This window comes from Mesorhizobium sp. M7D.F.Ca.US.004.03.1.1 (assembly GCF_003998635.1).
Taxonomy (GTDB): Bacteria; Pseudomonadota; Alphaproteobacteria; order Rhizobiales; family Rhizobiaceae; genus Mesorhizobium; species Mesorhizobium loti.
Genome location: NZ_RZQG01001705.1, coordinates 1 through 539 on the forward strand (window position 1 = coordinate 1; position 539 = coordinate 539).

The 539-nt window shown below is 65.5% G+C and carries 1 protein-coding gene; it reads right to left on the reverse strand.

The window, feature by feature from the left end; translation table 11 throughout:
- A partial coding sequence (locus EN935_RS39605) for an iron-containing alcohol dehydrogenase (RefSeq protein ID WP_127374436.1) occupies positions 1-539 on the reverse strand: 539 nt, incomplete at both ends.

Here is a 539-nt window from a genome sequence, read left to right on the forward strand (position 1 = left end):
AGGACGAGGCGGGTTCCGTCATACTGGGTGGCGGCTTCCAGCGCGTGGCCGAACGTGTGGCCGAGATTGAGCAATGCGCGGTCGCCAGTCTCGAACTCGTCGCGCGCAACGACGTCGGCCTTGGCGCGGCAGGCTTCGGCAATCGCCTGCGCTCTCTCCGGCCCGCCGGCAAAAACCTTTGCCCAGTTCTCTTCCAGCCAGACGAAAAACTCCGGCCGGTCGATCAACCCGTATTTGGCAAGCTCAGCGTAACCGGCGCGGAATTCGCGGATCGGCAGCGTGTCGAGCACTCCGGTGTCGGCCAACACCAGTTTCGGCTGATGGAAGACGCCGACAAGGTTCTTGCCGCGTGCACTGTTGATGCCGGTCTTGCCGCCAACCGAGGAATCGACCTGCGCCAGCAGCGAGGTCGGGATCTGCACGAAATTCATACCGCGGCGCACGATGCCGGCGGCAAAGCCGGCGAGGTCGCCGATGACGCCGCCGCCGAAAGCGATGACGATGTCGCCGCGCTCCAGCCTGGCGGCCAGCACACCGTC